General features: G+C 32.8%; 23 protein-coding genes. 15 read left to right on the forward strand and 8 right to left on the reverse strand.

Annotated elements, in window-relative coordinates; translation table 11 throughout:
* Positions 1 to 197: 197 nt before the first annotated feature.
* Genes BOW57_RS16795 through BOW57_RS16805 form a run of 3 tightly spaced genes read left to right on the forward strand, consistent with a single transcriptional unit; the run spans position 198 to position 3,361 of the window.
* A complete protein-coding gene (locus BOW57_RS16795; protein ID WP_206734756.1) occupies positions 198 to 1,496 on the forward strand; it encodes a DUF5690 family protein in 1,299 nt (432 codons plus the stop codon).
* 20 nt (positions 1,497 to 1,516) lie between these two features.
* Positions 1,517 to 2,677, forward strand: a complete 1,161-nt coding sequence (locus BOW57_RS16800) for a TIGR03364 family FAD-dependent oxidoreductase (protein WP_129055920.1) — start codon at positions 1,517 to 1,519, stop codon at positions 2,675 to 2,677.
* Entirely contained in the window at positions 2,678 to 3,361 is a 684-nt protein-coding gene (locus BOW57_RS16805) for a phosphonatase-like hydrolase (RefSeq protein ID WP_129055922.1), read from the forward strand.
* 39 nt (positions 3,362 to 3,400) lie between these two features.
* Here the strand turns inward: BOW57_RS16805 and BOW57_RS16810 are convergent, their stop codons facing one another.
* Positions 3,401 to 3,979: an XRE family transcriptional regulator gene (locus BOW57_RS16810; protein ID WP_089056064.1), complete on the reverse strand. Its 579-nt coding sequence runs from the start codon at positions 3,977 to 3,979 to the stop codon at positions 3,401 to 3,403.
* 1,306 nt (positions 3,980 to 5,285) lie between these two features.
* Positions 5,286 to 5,840, reverse strand: a complete 555-nt coding sequence (locus BOW57_RS16815; protein WP_035625480.1) for a fasciclin domain-containing protein — start codon at positions 5,838 to 5,840, stop codon at positions 5,286 to 5,288.
* Between the two features lie 503 nt (positions 5,841 to 6,343).
* Here BOW57_RS16815 and BOW57_RS16820 point away from each other — a divergent pair.
* Genes BOW57_RS16820 through BOW57_RS16840 form a run of 6 tightly spaced genes read left to right on the forward strand, consistent with a single transcriptional unit; the run spans position 6,344 to position 9,294 of the window.
* Positions 6,344 to 6,649, forward strand: a complete 306-nt coding sequence (locus BOW57_RS16820; protein ID WP_051885892.1) for a TIGR03643 family protein — start codon at positions 6,344 to 6,346, stop codon at positions 6,647 to 6,649.
* Positions 6,650 to 6,664: 15 nt separating this feature from the next.
* Positions 6,665 to 7,066 (forward strand): DUF2452 domain-containing protein, encoded by a 402-nt coding sequence (locus BOW57_RS16825; RefSeq protein ID WP_313771877.1) that lies wholly within the window; start codon positions 6,665 to 6,667, stop codon positions 7,064 to 7,066.
* Between the two features lie 30 nt (positions 7,067 to 7,096).
* Positions 7,097 to 7,747 (forward strand): flavin reductase family protein, encoded by a 651-nt coding sequence (locus tag BOW57_RS16830; protein ID WP_089052224.1) that lies wholly within the window; start codon positions 7,097 to 7,099, stop codon positions 7,745 to 7,747.
* A 20-nt stretch (positions 7,748 to 7,767) separates the two neighbouring features.
* Positions 7,768 to 8,220 (forward strand): deoxyribodipyrimidine photo-lyase, encoded by a 453-nt coding sequence (locus BOW57_RS20920; protein ID WP_241687465.1) that lies wholly within the window; start codon positions 7,768 to 7,770, stop codon positions 8,218 to 8,220.
* Positions 8,217 to 9,170 carry an FAD-binding domain-containing protein gene (locus BOW57_RS16835; RefSeq protein WP_241687466.1) on the forward strand — a complete coding sequence of 318 codons (954 nt, stop codon included), beginning with the start codon at positions 8,217 to 8,219 and terminating at the stop codon, positions 9,168 to 9,170. The genes BOW57_RS20920 and BOW57_RS16835 overlap by 4 nt, the downstream gene beginning before the upstream one ends.
* On the forward strand, positions 9,157 to 9,294 hold the full coding sequence (locus BOW57_RS16840; protein WP_081912509.1) for a DUF2256 domain-containing protein: 138 nt from the start codon (positions 9,157 to 9,159) through the stop codon (positions 9,292 to 9,294). The genes BOW57_RS16835 and BOW57_RS16840 overlap by 14 nt, the downstream gene beginning before the upstream one ends.
* Before the next feature lie 80 nt (positions 9,295 to 9,374).
* On the opposite strand, the gene BOW57_RS16845 is transcribed toward BOW57_RS16840, so the two are convergent.
* Complete coding sequence (locus BOW57_RS16845; RefSeq protein ID WP_035625477.1) at positions 9,375 to 9,656, reverse strand: hypothetical protein; 282 nt, start codon at positions 9,654 to 9,656, stop codon at positions 9,375 to 9,377.
* 277 nt (positions 9,657 to 9,933) lie between these two features.
* Between BOW57_RS16845 and BOW57_RS16850 the strand changes: the two genes are divergently transcribed.
* Positions 9,934 to 10,311: a hypothetical protein gene (locus tag BOW57_RS16850; RefSeq protein ID WP_035625474.1), complete on the forward strand. Its 378-nt coding sequence runs from the start codon at positions 9,934 to 9,936 to the stop codon at positions 10,309 to 10,311.
* Positions 10,312 to 10,351: 40 nt separating this feature from the next.
* Here BOW57_RS16850 and hemH read toward each other — a convergent pair whose 3' ends face one another.
* The 5 genes from hemH to BOW57_RS16875 all read right to left on the reverse strand — a co-directional run bounded on the left by hemH (position 10,352) and on the right by BOW57_RS16875 (position 13,946).
* The gene (gene hemH, locus BOW57_RS16855) at positions 10,352 to 11,365 is read right to left on the reverse strand and encodes a ferrochelatase (RefSeq protein ID WP_035625470.1); all 1,014 of its coding nucleotides are present in this window, start codon (positions 11,363 to 11,365) and stop codon (positions 10,352 to 10,354) included.
* Between the two features lie 122 nt (positions 11,366 to 11,487).
* Positions 11,488 to 12,372, reverse strand: coding sequence for an AraC family transcriptional regulator (locus BOW57_RS16860; RefSeq protein ID WP_035625466.1), 885 nt, complete (start codon positions 12,370 to 12,372; stop codon positions 11,488 to 11,490).
* A 46-nt stretch (positions 12,373 to 12,418) separates the two neighbouring features.
* Entirely contained in the window at positions 12,419 to 12,970 is a 552-nt protein-coding gene (locus BOW57_RS16865) for a YceI family protein (protein ID WP_035625463.1), read from the reverse strand.
* 53 nt (positions 12,971 to 13,023) lie between these two features.
* Positions 13,024 to 13,563, reverse strand: coding sequence for a YceI family protein (locus tag BOW57_RS16870; RefSeq protein ID WP_035625460.1), 540 nt, complete (start codon positions 13,561 to 13,563; stop codon positions 13,024 to 13,026).
* A 14-nt stretch (positions 13,564 to 13,577) separates the two neighbouring features.
* Entirely contained in the window at positions 13,578 to 13,946 is a 369-nt protein-coding gene (locus BOW57_RS16875; RefSeq protein WP_035625458.1) for a hypothetical protein, read from the reverse strand.
* A 167-nt stretch (positions 13,947 to 14,113) separates the two neighbouring features.
* Here BOW57_RS16875 and BOW57_RS16880 point away from each other — a divergent pair, with 167 nt between their 5' ends.
* The 5 genes from BOW57_RS16880 (at position 14,114) to hemA (ending at position 18,108) form a co-directional block, all read left to right on the forward strand.
* Positions 14,114 to 14,503 carry a hypothetical protein gene (locus tag BOW57_RS16880; RefSeq protein WP_035625455.1) on the forward strand — a complete coding sequence of 130 codons (390 nt, stop codon included), beginning with the start codon at positions 14,114 to 14,116 and terminating at the stop codon, positions 14,501 to 14,503.
* Between the two features lie 27 nt (positions 14,504 to 14,530).
* On the forward strand, positions 14,531 to 15,370 hold the full coding sequence (locus BOW57_RS16885; RefSeq protein WP_129055924.1) for a DUF5777 family beta-barrel protein: 840 nt from the start codon (positions 14,531 to 14,533) through the stop codon (positions 15,368 to 15,370).
* Positions 15,371 to 15,498: 128 nt separating this feature from the next.
* On the forward strand, positions 15,499 to 15,933 hold the full coding sequence (locus BOW57_RS16890; RefSeq protein WP_035625451.1) for a hypothetical protein: 435 nt from the start codon (positions 15,499 to 15,501) through the stop codon (positions 15,931 to 15,933).
* A 20-nt stretch (positions 15,934 to 15,953) separates the two neighbouring features.
* The gene (locus tag BOW57_RS16895; RefSeq protein WP_035625449.1) at positions 15,954 to 16,547 is read left to right on the forward strand and encodes a hypothetical protein; all 594 of its coding nucleotides are present in this window, start codon (positions 15,954 to 15,956) and stop codon (positions 16,545 to 16,547) included.
* 256 nt (positions 16,548 to 16,803) lie between these two features.
* The gene (gene hemA / locus BOW57_RS16900) at positions 16,804 to 18,108 is read left to right on the forward strand and encodes a glutamyl-tRNA reductase (protein WP_035625447.1); all 1,305 of its coding nucleotides are present in this window, start codon (positions 16,804 to 16,806) and stop codon (positions 18,106 to 18,108) included.
* Positions 18,109 to 18,946: the final 838 nt, after the last annotated feature.

An 18,946-nucleotide genomic window follows, 5' to 3' on the forward strand; every position in this document is an offset into this window, starting at 1 on the left:
AATTGAAGGAAAAATAGCTTTTTAGGTGTTTAATGTATTGATATATAATATATTGATCTGTTTGTTTATTCTTTTTATTGTATTTTATTATAAAATAAATTTTACTATTTGTAAAATAATTAATAATATGTTTACTTTTGCTTAATATTAGTCTTTGTTTTGAACGCTACTTTTGTACTTGTAAAAACAGATTAATTATGCTTAAGAAGGTAAATAAGTTTACAAATGGTAAAAAAACATCGACGATGTTAATTATTGTAGCGGTCTTTTTGTGTTACACAGGAATGTATGCTATACGAAAGTCGTTTCTAGCAGGCCAATATGTGGATCTTTCTCTAGGTTTTGGACTAAACGCAAAGATAACTTTAGTGATAAGTCAGGTTTTGGGGTATATGGTTTCAAAATTCATCGGGATTAAGGTCATTTCTGAAATGAAGAAAGAAAAGAGAGCGATTTGGCTGGTGTGTTTTATAACTTTCAGTTTGGTAATGTTGGGATTATTTGCAATAGTACCGCCTAAGTTAAAAGTATTGGCATTGTTCTTTAATGGATTGCCTTTAGGAATGGTTTTCGGAATTGTATTTTCCTATATTGAAGGTAGAAAAAACACTGAGTTGTTGGCTGCAGCGCTTAGTGCCACTTTTATATTTTCGACCGGACTTGTAAAAACTGCCGGTTTGCTTTTAATGCGCGATTTTAATGTAAGCGAATACAATATGCCCTTTTTTACAGGATTGCTTTTTTTTCCGCTTTTTCTGCTTTCTGTTATCGTTCTTAATTATTCGAAAGCACCAAGCGAAAGCGATATAAAAGAACGTTCTGAAAGACAGCCAATGTATAAAAAAGAAAGAAAAGATTTTTTGAGAAAAAATTGGATTGGCTATTTTGGTTTAGTTGCAATTTATGTTTTGCTGACCATTGTAAGAGATTTTAGAGATAATTTTATTGTTGAATTTTGGGCAGATCAAGGCTATTCGGGCACGCCAAAAATTATCACACTAACAGAAATTCCTGTTGCGATAACCGTTTTATTAATTGCGGCTGCAGGAACATTAGTACGCAAAAATAAATTGGCTTATAACATCGGGATGAGTCTCACGATACTGGGTTCTGCAATGGTTTTGATTTCGACGGTTTTATTTAATAATCATTTAATGTCTCCCGTTTACTGGATGATTATTAGCGGTATCGGGGTTTATTTGCCTTATATTTTATTTCATTGCCTGATTTTTGAGCGACTTGTGGCTTTGTTAAGTTTTAAAGGAAATGTTGGTTTTCTGTTTTATATAGCCGATGCTTTTGGTTATTTGGGAAGTGTTATGGTACTTGTCTTAAAAGAAATTACAGGTTTTAATAAGAGCTGGACTCAGTTTTTTGTGTCGTTAAATATTACGTCGGCGATAATGATCGGAATGATTACACTGTTTTCTATGTGGTATTTCAATCGACGTTTTTTACAGAGGAAACAAAAATCAGCAGCAATGCTTTGTTCTTAAATTTTTATAATTAATTAAAAATGAATACTAAATACGATTTAATTGTTATTGGTGGCGGAGTTTTAGGTACTTTTCATGCTTACCACGCCTTACAAAAAGGTTTAAAAGTTGCCATAATAGAAAAAGACAAACTGCCGGTAAGTGCTACAGTCCGCAATTTTGGTCAGGTAGTGCCGTCCGGAATGGATACAAAATGGCAAAATTACGGGCGAGAAAGTCTAAAGATTTATAATGATATCCAAAGTCAGTTTGATATTTCGATTCGGAAAAACGGATCTGTATATTTAGCTTCAAATGATGAAGAAGTACAGCTTATTGAAGAATTGAGTATTATAAATAAAAATAATGGCTATGAGTCGTTATTGTTGACAAGAGAACAATGTCTTGAAAAATATCCAGGTTTACGAAATGACTATGTAAAGGCGGGACTTTATTTTCCAGAAGAAGTTACAGTAGAGCCAAGAATAATGATAAACCGTTTATTGGAATTTCTTATAAAAAATAAAGGTTTGACTTATTTTGGAAATACAAAAGTGGTGCGTTGCGATTCACTTTCAAATGAAGTTGCAGTTGTAACGGCTAACGGAGAAATCCATAAAACTTCTAAAGTAATATTGTGCTGCGGTTCAGAGTTCAAAACATTATATCCTGATGTATTTGCAAAAAGTGATCTTGAAGTGACCAAATTGCAAATGCTTCAAACAAAACCGCAACCGAATTATCAATTAAACGGTTCGATATTAACCGGACTTTCGATTCGTCGTTATGAGGCTTTTTATGAATGTCCGTCTTTTGACGGAATTAAAGCAAAAGAAGCATCAGATAGTTTTGAGAAAGAATGGGGCGTTCATATTCTGTTTAAGCAAGCAACCGATGGATCGGTTATTATTGGAGATTCACATGAATATGCAGACGCAGCGAATATCGACGATCTCGGATTTGATTTGCGGATGGACGTCGACGAATTTATGATTGCTGAAGCTAAAAAAATATTCAACCTGCCAACTTACGAAATACAAAGCCGGTGGTATGGTATGTATTCTCAGTGCAAAGAGAATGATATTTTTGAGTATACTATAGAAAACAACATTCATATAGTAACAGGAATTGGAGGAAAAGGCATGACAGGAAGTGCAGGATTTTCTAAAGAAAACATTAAGAACATATTTAATTTAAAATAGATGATAGATATTAAACTAGTAGTTTTTGATATGGCAGGAACTACCGTAAATGAGAATAATCTTGTGTATAAAACCGTTCAAAAAGTGATTAATCAGGAAGGATTTTCGGTTTCACTTGATGAGGTTTTACTTTATGGCGCTGGTAAGGAAAAGCATACGGCCATAACCGATGTTTTAACTGCCTGTACTACAAATGTTGATATTAAAACGATTGCTGATAAAGCTTTTAATAATTTTAAAGTTGCTTTGGAAACGGCTTATGATGAAGCTCAGATTTCTACTTTTAACGGAATGGAAGCCTTTTTTGATTCTTTAAGAAAACATGATATTAAAATTGCGCTGAACACAGGATATGATTCTAAAACGGCGAATAAATTATTAGAGAAATTAAATTGGAAAGTGGGTAATCAGATAGATGCTTTGATTACATCTGATGATGTTGTAAACGGAAGGCCGAATCCAGATATGATTCAAATGGCAATGGCAAAATTTGGGATCACAAATCCTGCTCAGGTTTTAAAAGCAGGTGATTCAGAAATTGATATTATGGAGGGAAAAAACTCCGGATGCGCAATAACAGTTGGTGTTCTTAGCGGAGCGCAGAATAAAGAACAGCTAGAAATAGCTAATCCCGATTATATTTTGAATGATGTAACAGAGCTTGAAGGTATTTTATTTCAATAAGAAGTTACGGCTCAGTAAACCCGTCTGTAAAGGGCGGGTTTATTCATTTTTAGCTAGAAAGAAATAAAGTACCAGCATTTTTGAAGGAATATTTCCTTTGTTTACTGGAACGTGCGGAATTCTTCCGTCAAAAAAGATAGAATCTCCTTCTTTAAGTAAAACTTCTTCTTCACCAATAATATACCAGCATTCACCACTTAAAATATATTTAAATTCGTAAGCATCGGTTTCCACTTTTCCGCGTTGTGAACCCGGTTGTACTTCAAGTAAAACCGCTTCAAAAGCTACAGAAGATAATTGTTTACCAAAAATAGAAAGGTATGAAAAACCTTTGGCTTCATCTTCTTTTTCAATTACGGCGTTGTCTTCTTTTCTGGAAATTATAAAATTGCTTTTATCAGATTTTGGAAGACCGTTAAAAAAATCCGATACCTCAATTCCGAGTGCTTGTATAATGTGTAAAAGAACCGGAAGCGAAGGTATAGTCCTACCATTTTCAATACGTGAAATAAGGCCGTTACTTACATCTGCATTTGTGGCAACTGTATTAATAGTAAGGCTGTTTTTTTTACGAATTTCTTTAATTCTTTTTCCTAAGCCAATAAGATAATCTTCCATAAAATATGTGATAAACAATGTAATCGTAAAAGTCTTAAAATAACTTTACAATTCAAAATGATTATTTGGGTTAGGTTTATAATAAAAAGAGATTGGTAAATCGTGGGAAATTAGTTGTCAAAGAAGTAAATAGTAAGTATTCTAGCTTTATTTTTTACAATACGCAGCTTTATGTTTTAATTCTAAAATTTCAAATACGCTGGTTTTTTTTTATGATCTTTCGTGTATTTTGTTTTTACCAAGATTTTGAACGGTTTTAAGAAAAATGAAAAACAGTACAAAAGAATAAAATCTGCGAATTTTAGCTATTTACAAATCTTACCGTCTTAAATAAATTTAAAGTTTATGTATAAAAAAAAGTCCTAATTTTCATTAGGACTTTTTTAGTGGGGAGAGCAGGATTCGAACTTTATGTGTTTAGATCCCGTCTTTGCTACGTATTTATAAATGTCTTGAACCTAATGCACCGATTCTGCACCCAAATTCAATTTTACTATTTCAACAAATCATGCACAAAAATTAAAACACTAACGAATAACTGACAGTACTATTATTCTTTTTTGTACTACAAATATACCAAAAATACTTAATATTTACGGTTAAATAGAATTGTCACTTACACAGATTTTTCAGATTGAACTTTTCATTAAACATATTTACAGTTTTAAATATGATTACATTATTTCAAGATTTGAAAACGAAAACTCAAGAGGAAAAAATTATATATATACCAATTTTTTGAAGTTTTTTTTTAAAGATTGGGTGATTACAATATGGAAATTTAATTTCTGGATATGTAATTAATAATATTGAATTATCTTAATTTAAGTCCATTTCTAATCTGACTCTTTTTATTCGTTTTTTTACTGTTTAACTAGTACCTAGTTATAAAAAATAAGCGATTTGTATGTCCTGTCGGGGGACCTCGAAGGGACAAATTTCTATACATTTTATGGAAGATTTGAAGAGATTGGCTTACTGGATGTAGGACCTGTCTTAAGATGGCTTCAACAATTTGGTTTAGATGTCCTGTTGGGGATTGATGAAAAAATGTATAGTTTTATATATGATTTTACCATAAATTGCAATCTTATAATTTTAATTTATTTAAAGTAAAATGAGATAGCCCTTAATTTTTTTGTAAAAAAAGATATCAGCTCCATATATGTAAAGTTTTGAGCTGGCAATAAAATGTTAAGCAGAATCTCTTTTACAATCGACTATTATTATTGTATCGCATAGTAATTATATAAAAAGCCCTGAAATTTCAGAGCTTTTTATATAATTGTAATTTATTTTTAGCAAATTACATTTTTGGAAGCAGTACTGTGTCCACTACATGTATAACACCATTAGATTGATTTACATCTGAAGTTGTAACTTTAGCCTTATTGCCGCTTTCGTCGCTAATGTACAAATCTTTTCCATCCATCCAGGCAGTTAGAGTTCCGCCGCTCACTGTTTTTAAAGCAGCTTTTCCTTTACCAGCTTTTATTGCTTTTGCAATATCAGAACTATTCATTTTACCGGCCACTACATGATATGTCAATATGGTTTGTAATGATTTAATATTCTCAGGTTTCAATAATGTTTCAACAGTTCCAGCCGGCAATTTATTAAATGCTTCATTTGTTGGTGCAAAAACAGTAAATGGCCCTTTACTTTGTAAAGTTTCAACTAATCCTGCTGCTTTTACTGCTGCTACCAAGGTGGTATGATCCTTTGAGTTTACAGCATTTTCTATAATATTTTTATTAGGATACATAGCCGCTCCACCAACCATTACAGTTTTTTGTGCAAATGATGTAGATCCAAATCCTAATGCCAGGATTGCCGCTGCTAAAAATTTTCTAGTTTTCATAATTACTTTTTTTAAGTTATAAAGTCATTTACGCTTTAATATTCTTTTTGGTTTTAAAAGAAGTCAAAAAATAAAGTAAAATAAAATCGGACTAAGTAAAAGGTATTATGGATGAGTATTTTGAAGTAATATTTTTTGCGCAATTTACTTTTGTCAAAATAATTTCGCTGTTTTATTCAAAATCAAAGCAAACATGTAATGTATAGCCTAAATTTCTTCTTCTTTATCTTTGGTACTCCAAGTTTTCAATTAAGTAATTTTAATCAATTGATTATAAACTTTAAAAATCAAATGTTATTCTTTTAGCCCTTTTAAGTACTTAAAAGCTGGAATTCTAGAAATAAAGAATTGTGGCCTGGATTTTTTATCAATTTATAAAATAGAATTTCTTCCCATCTTTTAGATTATATTTATTGGTTTAAGATTTAATGTATTATCAATTCTCTCATAACTTTAAAAGTATTATTTTTGTTTAATGTTATTTAATAACTGTTAAACAAAATATGATAAAGTCAATCATTGTAAAAATCGATAATGGTGTAATGAATGAAATTCAGATCGATAGAATTATAGAAATGGCATGGGAAGACCGAACACCTTTTGATGCAATAAAATTTCAATTTCATCTTTCAGAAGCCGATGTGAAAGCTTTAATGAAAAAAGAGCTAAAATTCAGCAGTTATAAATTATGGCGCATTCGAGTTGAAAATTGTAAAACAAAACACGCTGCAAAGAGAGCCGAAACAATAGAAAGATTTAAATGTAACAGGCAAAGAGCAATTTCAAATAATAAAATATCTAAGCGTTAATAAAAATATTCGAAGATGATAAAAAAAGATAAACCCGATAATGTAGTATTTTCTTCTGAGCATGGTTATAATGCAAGCCTATTGCCATATGCTACAAATGTTGGCGCACCGGTAATAAAAGCAGATGATTTAGCAGGATGGAAAGGCATGGGCCTAAATAAGGTAAACAAAGAGTTTGAAAGTAAATTCAATGAACTAAAAATGCAATACCAGGATTTAATCGAAGAATTCCAATGGAATGAATTGGTATACAATGCCAGATTTTCTTTTGAACCTATTGTAGGTGAAATATATCACTTATATAAAGATGCAGACGGTTTTGATTTTCTCTCACTTATAGGACCCAAAGAATGGAATAAGGAACATATTGCTACTTTTAGACTTAACAGTGATAAAAAATGGATACTCATCAATTGAAAAGTTGCATTTTTTAATAAATTTCTACTAATGAAAAACAAAATAAATTTTAAAACCAGTGATCTGGAAAAAATGGAAAAGCAAACTGCCGTGCATTTAATCAATAGTTTAGGCGGTTTTAAAAGTGTGGCATTGGTAGGAACTTCTGATGTACAGGGAAATACTAATTTATCCATTTTTAGTTCTTTTTTTCATATTGGAGCAAATCCTCCATTAATAGGTATGATTTTTCGCCCCAGCCCGCCCGAGCGTGATACCATGAGAAATATTTTAGATACAGGATTCTATACCATTAATCATATCAATGAACAGATCTACAAGCAGGCACATCAGACATCAGCGAGATACAATAAAGAAATTTCAGAATTTGATGCTGCAGGACTCAGTGCGGAATATAAAAATAACTTTCCAGCTCCTTTTGTACTCGAAAGCAACGTACAGTTAGGCATTAAATTTAAAGAAAAAACAGCCATTTCAATCAATAATACTACTATGATTATCGGGGAAATAGTCCAGATTTTTATTCCCGAAGACTGCTTGTCTGAGGATGGTTTCCTCGATTTAGAAAAAGCCAATACCGTTACTTGTTCCGGTCTGGACAGCTATCATAAAACCATGCAGTTAGACCGATTTAGCTATGCAAAGCCCGATAAGGAAATTAAATCACTGCTTAAAAGTTGAATAAAAAAAAGATAAATATTATGTGGTTCAAACGTGATCTGCGTTTTACAGATCACGAACCTCTTTTTATGGCACAGCAGGAAAATATCCCTCTTCTTTTGGTTTATTTTTTTGAACCCTCAATAATGACTTGCGATGATGCTGATGTCCGTCATTGGCGGTTTGTTTATGAATCCTTAAAGGAAATGCAGTCTAAATTAAAATCATTTGCTGCGCAGATTTATTATTTTCATAACCAAGTCCAGACTGTTTTTGAGCACTTATGCAGTCTTTATGAGGTTCAAACAGTGTTTTCGCATCAGGAAATTGGCAACAAAGTCACTTTTGACAGGGATATTGCCATGCAGTTTTTTTTGATGATCATAAAATTCTTTGGAAACAATCTCAGCTCCATGGTGTTATCAGAAAGCTGCGATCAAAACAAGATTGGGATAAGCGCTGGGAAGAAACAATGCGCGCAATTCCTAAAATGATTGACCTGAATACTTTTAAATTTGAAAATTTAGATCCTGATTTTTATCAAAAACTAAAAGGAAGAGTACTTTCGAATGAAATTACAAACCGAAATAAAAATTTTCAACAAGGTGGCGAATATTGGGCCTGGCGATATTTAGAAAGTTTTGCAAAAGAAAGACACGTAAATTACAGCAAGCACATTTCCAAACCAGCTTTAAGTCGAAAAGGCTGCAGCCGTTTATCGCCTTATTTAACCTATGGAAACATAAGCATGCGAATGGTGTATCAATATACCAATCAGTTTTATGAAACATCATACAACAAAAGAGCCATGCTAAATTTTGTTTCCAGACTTCACTGGCATTGCCATTTTATGCAAAAATTTGAAAATGACTGTCAAATTGAATTTGAAAATATAAACAAAGATTACGATTCCTTGGTCAAGCCAAAAAACGAAATCTATATAAAAGCCTGGCAGGAAGGTAAAACCGGCGTTCCTATTGTTGATGCCTGTATGCGATGTTTAGTCCAGACAGGTTATATCAACTTTAGAATGCGTGCCATGCTGGTTTCCTTTTTTACATTCAATTTGTGGCAGGACTGGCGGGACCTTCATTTCTTGGCAAGACAGTTTTTAGATTATGAACCCGGAATTCATTATCCGCAGATTCAGATGCAGGCCGGTACAACAACAGGCAATACCATTAGAATTTATAATCCCGTAAAAAATTCACAGCAGCACGATTCAGAGGGCATATTTATAAAGAAATGGCTGCCTGAGCTGGCTGAAATTCCACCACAATTAATTCATGAACCATGGAAATTAAATCTTATTGAGCAGCAATTTTACAAATGCGAAATAGGTAGAGATTATCCAGAGCCTATAGTTGACATAGAACAAACTCGAAAATACGCCAGTGATATTGTTTGGAGTTTTAGAAATAAACAAAAAAATGAGAGGAGTTAAAAAACAAAACCTGCCCACTAAAATCTGCATTGTTTGCCAGAGCCCATTTGCGTGGAGAAAAAAATGGGAAAAAATCTGGGACGAAGTGAAATATTGCAGTGATAAATGCAGAATAAGCAGATAAATGATATTTATACTGGTACTAGTTCTTTAACAAAGGTATTAATGGGTAATATATTTAAGAAAGTCAAAAAAGACTGTTTATCAATTTAGAAAGCTTTTGCTTCTTATATTTATTAGTCCCTTAATAGTTATAATGCTTGCATCTGTAGCTGAATCTAAAATAATAAGACCTTCACTATCTAGCATTATTAATGCATCTAAGACTTTTGCCTGATTTGACCTTTGGATAAATAAACTCTCTTGTAGGGATTCATTCAAACAAGCAATAACCATACTGGTTAAATCTTCAAAAGGGCAAGTTTTTTCAGGGCTTTGTGCCAGTATATTAAGAATGATTTCAGAAATAGTAAACTTGTTATACATAAAATAGTTTTACTTAAAATTATGCAAAATAATTCTATTTTAAAACTTTAAAAAGTTACCAAGATAATTAGTACAGAATTAGAATATTAAACAAAATTACTTTCCAGAGTAAATATTTACTTTTTAAAATATTTTTTTTTAACTCTCAAAATCAATTAATAACAAAACATCGAAATAAAAAGCGGGGAATTTAGAATCTAATTGATGTTAGACGTACTTAGGTAAGAAAAGTCGTTTTAAATGTTATACTTTTAACTAACTTTATTAATCGTAAATTATGGATCAGGATATTATATTAGATAAGTTAAAAAAAGCGAAGCAAGAACTTATTTTTAATCACGAAGAATTGCAAAGATGTACTAAAGATTTAAAAATTGCTAATGTAAATTTGAACATCAGAGAAAAAGAAAAGGAGTTGAACATGGAAGAATTTAACAGTGGTTTAGAGCAGATGATGTTTGCAATTTCTCACAAGGTTAGAAAGTCCGTTGCCAATATCCTGGGTCTTTCAAAATTGTTGTGTGAAGATGTAAATCTTGGAAATAATGAGTTGAAAGAAATTTTACTTTTGATTATTCAATCTGCCGAATCACTGAATGCTTCGACAGAAGAATTATCGAAGTTCATTTGTATAAAGAGGCGAACGGATATATGAATGATGGGAGGTCCAATATCTCGATATTGCTATTTTAGTATTATTCAGCCCAGTCATTAATCCAGTTACCAACAGTCTGGCACCACTGGTCGTCGTCATTCAAACAAGGAACGGCCAAGAAATTTTCTTCTCCATTTTTCTCAAAATCTTCTCTGGCACGCATGGCAATTTCTTCGAGCGTTTCTAAACAATCCGAAACGAAAGCCGGTGTTACCACAGCCAGATTTTTAATTCCTTTTGCCGGCATTTTATCAATTTCAATATCGGTATAAGGCTCCAGCCATTTATCTCCAGCCAATCGGGACTGGAAAGTTAAGCTGTATTTATCTTCTGGGAGACCTAATAATTTTACTACTTGTTTTGTCGTTTCATAACATTGATGACGATAACAGAAATCATGCGCTGGTGAAGGTGTGTTACAGCAAGAACCGTCAATTTTGCAATGCGATTTGGTTACATCGGTTTTTCGTATATGACGTTCTGGAATTCCGTGATACGAAAACAATAAATGATCGTATGGAAATCCAGCTAAATGTTTCTGAATTGAATCTGCCAGATTTTTGATATAATCCGGTTTGTTGTAAAAAGCAGCAACATTGGTAAAAGTCATCTGTGGAAATTTCTTCTTTCTGATTTCCTCTGCCTTTACTAAAATGGTTAGAGTAGAAGCCATTGCATATTGCGGATACAGTGGGAAAAGCATTACTTCGCTAACGCCTTTATCGTGTAATTCCTGGAGGCCTTTCTCGATGGTCATGCTTCCGTAGCGCATTGCCAGTGCAACCGGTACATTTACCAATGGTTGTACTTTCTTCTGCATTCGTTCTGAAAGCACTACAAGGGGCGAACCTTCGTCCCACCAGATTTTTGCATAAGCATGTGCCGATTCTTTGGGTCTTTTTCTTAAGATGATGCCTCGGACTAATAAAGCTCTCAATAAATACGGAACATCGATCACGTATTTATCCATTAAAAATTCATCTAAATACGGCTTTACATCTTTTGGTGTTGGACTTTCGGGAGATCCCAAATTTACTATTAATACGCCTTTCATTATTTTTTTGCTTTTTAGTTAAGCTTTAAGCTTTAAGTATTTGTTGTTTGAATTTTTTCTAAAAGTAGCATTTGCTGCCATTTAGAAATATGAGTAATATTATTTTTTATTTATACTGCAATTTACAAAATCGATACTGTTTTAAAATTGGTATTAATCGACATCAGATATTTTTTTGGAGTTGTGGCAAATTTTTTCTTGAATCCCGCAATGAAGTGGCTTCCGGTGCTGTAACCTATTTTTAAGCCCACTTCATTTACATTGTAGCAGCCGCTGTCAAGCAGTTTTCTGGCGCAATCCATTTTGTAATCAAACAGAAAACCATAGACAGTATCACCGTATATTTGTTTGAAACCTATTTTTAGTTTTTTCATATTAAGGCCAATTTCATCTGCCAATTCCTGTAAACCAGGGGGTTCATTCATATTTGCAATAATAATTTCTTTGGCTTTTCTGATTTTCAAAACATTGTCCTGATCAATTAAAAACGGACAATGTTGTGCACTTGGATTCTCAGACCTGTTAAAATACAAACTCAGCAGTTCATATCCTTTTGCTTTGTAATAAAGGTTTTTTATAGAAGGATGAAAGTTATAATGAAACAGCTGGCTTAAAACAATTGCCATCGGGGGACTGATATTTGCTTCAGTAGAATACTTTTGGTTGTTATTATCAGCACTTAATAAAGTAATATAATCTGCTTGAGTAGAAAACAGCGCGTGAAATTTCTTAATCGAGACGATAATAGAAATCACCCATGAATTTGGAGCAAGTTCTAAATGAAGTGATGTCTGCTTTTTAGGATTATACAAAAGCAGGGATTTTTCCTCTTTCAATTCTAAAGTATAACTACCCTGACTGAACAAAAAATTGCTATTGCCTTTCAGTCCGAAATGAAACTGAATCATATCACTTCCCAGCTCACGGTTGGCAAAAAAAGGCTCTGAACTGTCATTCTGAAAGCGTATAAGGGTAAAGTCGTCTTCAATTTTCGTTTCTTCCTCCATTTTTTTTGATATAATGAATAATTGACTTTTTAAGTTTTTTTGGTAGTTATTGTCTGTTTGCTCCTAATACTGCTGCAACTTGAATGTTTATTTTATTAGAAACTTTGCTTTTAACAAGGCTTGGTATTGCAATATTAAAATCACTGGCATTTACACTAAAATCAGATAAAATACTAACTCCTGATATTGATTTGCTTATCCTTGCTGTGGTGCTTACATCCTTAGATTTTCCGTGAAGTTCCAATTTACCCTTAATGATAAAATCTTTAGGATTTACCGTTAGGCTCTGAAGATCAAATCCTTCTATTTTTCCTTTAAAGAATGCTTTTGGATAGCGGTCACTTTCAATATAATTTTCATTGAAATGTTCTTCCATCAAAGCGACTTTAAATCGAAATCCTTTCATTAAGGCTAAACTTGCAATTTCGCCCGTTGCAGGATTCAGGACAAAAGTAACATTAGTATTTGTGGCCTTGACTTCTTCAAAAGAAGCAACGGATGCTTCAAAAGTAATTTTTCCTGATTTACTGATCATTTTTTCTTGTGAGAGGCCAATAGCGCAGACATATAGCATTGCAATGAGTATGTTTTTTTTCATAGTTTTTTGGCTTTACATTGTTTTTAGTGGATAAGATTTATCTGGTTTAGCATTTATTTTAAAACCGCAATAATTTGAACCTTTACCTTATCGTCCAGTTTATACTTAATAAGCGATGGGATAGGGATGCTAAAATCACTGGCATTTACGGCGAAATCAGAAATGATGGTGATTCGCGGCCCCGTCTTGGTAATTTTTGCAGCGGCTTTTATATCTTTAGATTTACCGTGAAGTTCTAACTTCCCTTTTATGATATAATCTTTATAATCTTCTGTTAGACTTTTAATGTCGAACCCCTCAATTTGGCCTCTAAAAACGGCTTTTGGATACTTATCGGTTTCCATGTAATTTTCATTAAAATGTTCTTCCATCAAAGCCATTTCAAATTGGAATCCTTTCATTAAAGCAAGGCTTGCCACTTCTCCTGTTGCGGGATTTAAAACAAAAGTTACATTGCTGTTAGTTCCTGCAACCGGCTGAAAAGAAGGTACTGAAGCTTCGAGCGTTATTGCTGCAGATTTAGTTACTATTTTTTCTTGCGAAAAAACAATAAAAGAAGCCAATAGCATTGGCATTATTATGATTTTCCTCATGATCTTGTTCTAGATTATTTTTCTAATAATCCATCCTGATTCCATTTATTTATAATATCTATAGTGGTTTGAGGTAATCTTGGTCCGCCCTGCGGCATTAAGGAACTATCTCCATTTTCTAAAGAAATTCGTGTAAGCAATCCTCGATTTAAAACTGCATTTTTCACCTGATCATAAGTAACTAAGGACATAGGCGCTCCATTTTTAGGAACTGCTGCATGGCATACAACACAGTTATTATCAATAATAGATTTTACATTTTGGCTGTACGTTGCCAGACCATTAATGGGTGTGGGGTCCATTAAGGTGCTTGGATCATCGTTGGCGCAGCTTACAAAGATTGAAGCTAATGATGAGATAACGAAAAGTGTTTTTAGATTCATAAGATTGGTTTTTAGTTATAAATAAAGGCATGATTTTAAGAATCATCAGGCATTTCAAAATCATATACGTTGAAAAGCATAATACAGATTTAACAAAAGGCATATTTAATGGTTTAAATCCAATAGGTATTTTTTAACGTAGATAATCCAAATACTAAAAAACAGTTATGAGAAAAAAAATACTAACTACAATTTCCCTTTTTATAATAATCGGAATTTTGTCTTTCTTCTACATCTACAAAGGGCATAGGGATATAGAATCAGAAACTGCCGATTATGTTGTAACCGTTAACGAACTAGAAAGAGAGTTTGCTTCAAACGATAGTCTGGCTTACATCAAATATCAGGACAAAACAATTGAATTATCTGCACCAGTAACAAGTATTGATAAAGCTGGTAATGGAATTGTTATGAGCGAAAAAATATTTGTGACATTCAAAAACCGTTTGCCTCAAAATATTACATCCGGGAAAACTCTCAAGATTAAAGGGCGTTTTTTAGGATATGACGAATTGCTCCAGGAATTTAAAATAGACCAATCTTCAGTTGTACACTAATACAAATAACAATTTAAAACTAACCTCATGAAAAACTTTATTCTATTATTTTTTTTATTTCCGCTGTTAAGCTTCTCCCAAACCGATTTGCTCTCTGGAGTAGAAACTCCTTCTACAAAAGAAAAAGTGACATCTGCATTCAAAGCCCTGAAAATTGTTAATCTTGAGTCTACAAAATTGGCCGCAAAAGGTGATTTGTATTTTGTTGTTGCACACCGATTCGGATCCATTAAAGATGGTTTTGAAGGTTTCTACGGACTGGATAATGCCAATACACAAATTAAATTTATTTACGGTTTGACAAATGGACTTAATGTAAGTGCGGCCAGAAGTGAATTTGCATATGACTTTGCAACAAAGTATATGCTATTACCTCAAATAAAAGATGGTTTTCCCGTCACTATAGCCGGGTTCAATAGTTTGTCTATTAATAACACGTTAAAAGAAAGCTTGTACCCTAAACTTGAATTTAAAGACAGGCTTACTTATGTAGCACAGCTGCTGATTTCCAGAAAATTTTCTGAAAAGCTGTCTTTAGAAATTGTGCCGTCATTCTTTCACCAGAATTTTGTTGACGACGTTGACCAAAGCAATACTCAATATGCTATAGGTTTTGGAGGAAGATATAAATTCGCCAAACGCTGGTCTTTAAATATGGATTATGCAGCGCATTTAAACAGGGCACAGAATTCTCTTTATAAAAACCCGCTGTCTATCGGTTTTGATTTAGAAACAGGCGGGCATGCTTTCCAGATGCATTTTACCAGTTCACAGGCAATTGATGAAGCTGGATATCTGGGAAGAACAACAGGCGATTGGAGAAAAGGAGATATATTTTTTGGATTTAATCTTGCCAGAGTTTTCTAGTATCTCCTTTATTATTAAATTATTAGGTAATTTCTGTATTTAAAACGATTCTAAATTGATCAATTTGCAAGTATTTCTAAAACCGCAGCGATTAAGTAGACGTAGATAATTTTAAAAACATAAAAATTATGAAAATTAATAAAATAATCAAAAAGGGACTTTTTATACTAAGCGGAATATTTGGGCTATTTATTGCCATTTTGCTTTTTCACATTATAACAGTAAAACCACCCGTTTATGATACGCCAAATCTGCAGGTAAGCAGAATCGATTTTCAATCAGATATCGATTCTCTGCAGGCCAGACAAATCTGTGCCGATTTAAGAAGTATAAAAGGCCTGACATCTGACTCTATAATAGTTAAAAGAAATGTTGTGGTGTATTTCCACAATAATAAAATTACAAACTCACAGAAAGTTTTCAATGAGTTGATGTCTAAAAGACACTATGATGCTAAGCGTTATATTCTACCTGCAAATTTAGCAAACAAAGAAGTCTGCCCAATGAATCAAAATAGCTTGAGTTATAAATTATCTCAAAAAATAAATCGTTTTTTTAATTAACCCTTTAATACCTTAAATTTATGAAAATTTATTCAAAACTTACACTTAGTGTATTGCTTGCTGCATCTGCAGCTATGATTTCCTGCAGCAGTAATGACGACGAAACCCCTGCACCTCCTGTAAAGGCATCAATTTATGAACGCTTAGGCGGGACTAAAATGGTTTCTGATCCTGATAATTCCGGCCAGATGATTGAGCAGGGACGTTTGAGTTTCCGCAAAGTGGTAAATTCAACTATCGGATTGATTGTTGCTGATATCCAATCGAATGCTTCAGGGAATCTGCAGGCACATTTTGCTCCTTTATTAGCAGAAACGGGAACTACCCAGTCTACCAATATTGCTAAATTATCAGATAATCTGACTGATTTCTTTTCATTTAACACTGGAGGTACCAATGCTGTAAATACATATTCAGGCTTGAGTATGTCAGCGGCGCATGATCCTGCAAAAAACCCTCGTATGGGAACAAAATCCAGCAGTGCAGATTATACAAAATTTGAAGGATATGTTGGAGCTGCAGCCAATGCAAATGGTGTTGCTTCAAATACAGAGCTTTATACTGATATAGTTGCTGTTTTAGAATCATTGAGAACTCCTATAGTTCAAAAATAATTTTCTTCTCAAAACGCTGCCTGAAAAAGGCAGCGTTTTATATTTCAATACTATTACGGTGCCGGATTCTTTACAATATTATAGAATCAGTATATAAATATTTTGAAACTCTCATGTAATGTATAATGGCAGGAAATTATATAAAATTGCCAATTTGAATCAATTTATTCCACAGCGATATATTAAGTCCTTCTAGCGTTGTTATATATAAATTAGTCAGTAATAATTTTTTGAACTTTTTAAGGAAAGCATAAATATGGAAAATTTTAATATGTCCAGTTCCACCACTTTTTACGCATTAGGGCTAAGCTATAAGAAAGCAGATGCAGAAATTAGAGGAAAATTTAGTTTAGATACTCAAGCACAATCTGATTTATTGATGCAAGCCAGAGCAGAAGGCTTAGAATCATTAATCGTGACTTCTACTTGTAATAGAACTGAAATTTATGGTTTTGCCCATCATCCTTATGAACTCATCAAATTGCTTTGCGAAAATAGCAATGGTTCTGTTGAAGAGTTTCAGCAGGCTGCTTATATATATAAGAATGAAGAAGCTGTTAATCATATGTTTAGGGTAGGGACAGGTTTAGACAGTCAGATTCTGGGCGATTTCGAAATTATCAGCCAAATTAAAATCGCTTTTAATCATAGTAAACAAGAAGGTTTGGTAAACACTTTTCTGGACCGTTTGGTAAATACTGTTATTCAAGCGAGCAAAAAAGTTAAAACAGAGACTAAAATTTCTTCTGGTGCAACATCCGTTTCTTTTGCATCAGTGCAGTATATTATACGAAATGTGGCAGATATTGAAAATAAAAATATTTTGTTATTCGGAACAGGAAAAATAGGAAGAAATACTTGTGAAAACTTAGTAAAACATACTAAAAACAGCCATATTACTCTTATAAACAGAACAAAAAACAAAGCCGAATTATTGGCAGGAAAACTCAATATTATTGTAAAAGATTACGACGATTTGAAAGAAGAACTACAGCAGGCAGATGTGCTGGTTGTAGCTACAGGAGCACAAAACCCGACTATTGACAAAACATCGCTTGCTTTACATAAACCATTATTGATTCTGGACTTATCCATTCCACGGAATGTAAATACTAATGTAGAAGAAATACCCGGTGTAACTTTAATACATCTGGATTATTTATCTCAAATTACTGATGACACGCTGGAAAGAAGAAAACAGCATATTCCAGCTGCAGAAGCTATTATTGATGATCTGAAATTAGAACTGAATACCTGGGTAAACGGCCGAAAATGTGCGCCAACCATCCATGCATTGAAAGCGAAACTAAATGATATTGTATCGGCTGAATTTGCTTTTCAAAAAAAGAAAATAATCAATTTTGATGAAGTTCAAATGGATTTAATCAGTTCCAGAATTATTCAAAAATTAACAAACCATTTTGCAGTCCACTTAAAAAATGAAAATAATTCCTTGGATCAAAAGATCGAGTTTATTGAAAAAGTGTTCCAAATTGGACAGTTTACGCAGAAAATAAGCCCTTCATCAGCAGAAGAAAAATATAAAATTAAACTTTCATAAAAATTCTAAAATAATAGGCCTTAATTCTGGAATTTTAAAAGTATAACTTTCTAAAGATAATGCTGATTTAGCAACACTGAAAATGATGCCCAAATTTTTCTAAATGATCACACAGCTGGTTCTGGGAAAATTATTGATAGTGGAAGAAGTTTAAGTATCTAAAAATTTTAATCTCAAGAAAATGTATTATGATAATATACCAGATGTATTGATGGTTAATTATTCTATCTAACATTTAAAGAAAATCATAGATTTATAGTAATATCGCATAAAAATTAAAACAGCCGTTCGCGCTGTTTTTTTATTTTACAATGTCTTAAATCGAAAAAAATGGTTCTGTCGCATTAGGATAACTTTATCTTTATAATTTTAAACCTAGCGAAAAATGAATACCGAAGTTCATTGTTATCCTCAGTCAATTATTCTGCTGGCAGTATATTTTAAAGTTAGGTTTACTTTAAGTTATCGGGATATTGAAGAAATAATGAAGATAAGGGCTGTGATTGTGGTTTATGCTAGGATTCAACATTGCGCTTATGCCGATTTAAATGCACGCAATAGCTATTTTCGGACATTTAGGGATCTTTGTTTTGCTGTCGAAAAAATAAAGTTTTTCTATTTTTGATTGTACAAAAGCCGGGAGCGTTCTGCAGGGCTTGAGTAATCGAGTATTGAGTTAATCAGGCGTTAAGAGTTGTTGGCGGAATTTATTTTGGAGTGGTGAGCATCGTCAATTGTAGATAATATTATTTTTTAGGTTTATTATTATTATTATTATTATTATTATTATTATTATTATTATTATTATTTGGAGCTCTTACCGCTTTATGTTCCAATC

The organism is Flavobacterium sp. YO64 (genome assembly GCF_004119505.1).
GTDB lineage: Bacteria > Bacteroidota > Bacteroidia > Flavobacteriales > Flavobacteriaceae > Flavobacterium > Flavobacterium oncorhynchi.

Bases quoted from the DNA above. Each gene is read 5' to 3' on its own strand.
- BOW57_RS16795 (WP_206734756.1), top strand. From the start codon at position 198: ATGCTTAAGAAGGTAAATAAGTTTACAAATGGTAAAAAAACATCGACG.
- BOW57_RS16800 (WP_129055920.1), top strand. From the start codon at position 1,517: ATGAATACTAAATACGATTTAATTGTTATTGGTGGCGGAGTTTTAGGT.
- BOW57_RS16805 (WP_129055922.1), top strand. From the start codon at position 2,678: ATGATAGATATTAAACTAGTAGTTTTTGATATGGCAGGAACTACCGTA.
- BOW57_RS16810 (WP_089056064.1), bottom strand. From the start codon at position 3,979: ATGGAAGATTATCTTATTGGCTTAGGAAAAAGAATTAAAGAAATTCGT.
- BOW57_RS16815 (WP_035625480.1), bottom strand. From the start codon at position 5,840: ATGAAAACTAGAAAATTTTTAGCAGCGGCAATCCTGGCATTAGGATTT.
- BOW57_RS16820 (WP_051885892.1), top strand. From the start codon at position 6,344: ATGATAAAGTCAATCATTGTAAAAATCGATAATGGTGTAATGAATGAA.
- BOW57_RS16825 (WP_313771877.1), top strand. From the start codon at position 6,665: ATGATAAAAAAAGATAAACCCGATAATGTAGTATTTTCTTCTGAGCAT.
- BOW57_RS16830 (WP_089052224.1), top strand. From the start codon at position 7,097: ATGAAAAACAAAATAAATTTTAAAACCAGTGATCTGGAAAAAATGGAA.
- BOW57_RS20920 (WP_241687465.1), top strand. From the start codon at position 7,768: ATGTGGTTCAAACGTGATCTGCGTTTTACAGATCACGAACCTCTTTTT.
- BOW57_RS16835 (WP_241687466.1), top strand. From the start codon at position 8,217: ATGATTGACCTGAATACTTTTAAATTTGAAAATTTAGATCCTGATTTT.
- BOW57_RS16840 (WP_081912509.1), top strand. From the start codon at position 9,157: ATGAGAGGAGTTAAAAAACAAAACCTGCCCACTAAAATCTGCATTGTT.
- BOW57_RS16845 (WP_035625477.1), bottom strand. From the start codon at position 9,656: ATGTATAACAAGTTTACTATTTCTGAAATCATTCTTAATATACTGGCA.
- BOW57_RS16850 (WP_035625474.1), top strand. From the start codon at position 9,934: ATGGATCAGGATATTATATTAGATAAGTTAAAAAAAGCGAAGCAAGAA.
- hemH (WP_035625470.1), bottom strand. From the start codon at position 11,365: ATGAAAGGCGTATTAATAGTAAATTTGGGATCTCCCGAAAGTCCAACA.
- BOW57_RS16860 (WP_035625466.1), bottom strand. From the start codon at position 12,372: ATGGAGGAAGAAACGAAAATTGAAGACGACTTTACCCTTATACGCTTT.
- BOW57_RS16865 (WP_035625463.1), bottom strand. From the start codon at position 12,970: ATGAAAAAAAACATACTCATTGCAATGCTATATGTCTGCGCTATTGGC.
- BOW57_RS16870 (WP_035625460.1), bottom strand. From the start codon at position 13,563: ATGAGGAAAATCATAATAATGCCAATGCTATTGGCTTCTTTTATTGTT.
- BOW57_RS16875 (WP_035625458.1), bottom strand. From the start codon at position 13,946: ATGAATCTAAAAACACTTTTCGTTATCTCATCATTAGCTTCAATCTTT.
- BOW57_RS16880 (WP_035625455.1), top strand. From the start codon at position 14,114: ATGAGAAAAAAAATACTAACTACAATTTCCCTTTTTATAATAATCGGA.
- BOW57_RS16885 (WP_129055924.1), top strand. From the start codon at position 14,531: ATGAAAAACTTTATTCTATTATTTTTTTTATTTCCGCTGTTAAGCTTC.
- BOW57_RS16890 (WP_035625451.1), top strand. From the start codon at position 15,499: ATGAAAATTAATAAAATAATCAAAAAGGGACTTTTTATACTAAGCGGA.
- BOW57_RS16895 (WP_035625449.1), top strand. From the start codon at position 15,954: ATGAAAATTTATTCAAAACTTACACTTAGTGTATTGCTTGCTGCATCT.
- hemA (WP_035625447.1), top strand. From the start codon at position 16,804: ATGGAAAATTTTAATATGTCCAGTTCCACCACTTTTTACGCATTAGGG.